Raw genomic sequence first — 327 nt, forward strand, 5'->3', positions numbered from 1 at the left:
ACCTCTTGAACTGCCCTTCCAGCCTGCATGAAAAATAATACATCCGCTTATTTCAAGATCAACTGCACTGGAGGAACTTCCCAATCCATTACTATATACATTATAAATAGTAGAATTGATTAATTTAACCCCTTCACCTCCGATTGCTATCCCATTTTCAGTATTTACATCATCAGGCCAGCTATCATTGGTTGCTGAAACTCTTTTTCGTTCAGTTTGCGTAATAATTAGATCACGAATAATTGTGAAATCACCCATCACCTCAAGAGTATTATTTCCTTCACCATTTCCAATCATTCTGACCACTTCATTATTATAAGGCATCAC

1 protein-coding gene is annotated in these 327 nt (G+C 36.7%); it reads right to left on the reverse strand.

The window, feature by feature from the left end; translation table 11 throughout:
• Positions 1-327: hypothetical protein (locus W7W_RS22675; RefSeq protein WP_157202523.1), on the reverse strand; the 327-nt coding region annotated here is incomplete at both ends.

Origin of the sequence: Marinilabilia salmonicolor JCM 21150 (genome assembly GCF_000259075.1) — a bacterium.
Classification (GTDB): Bacteria; Bacteroidota; Bacteroidia; order Bacteroidales; family Marinilabiliaceae; genus Marinilabilia; species Marinilabilia salmonicolor.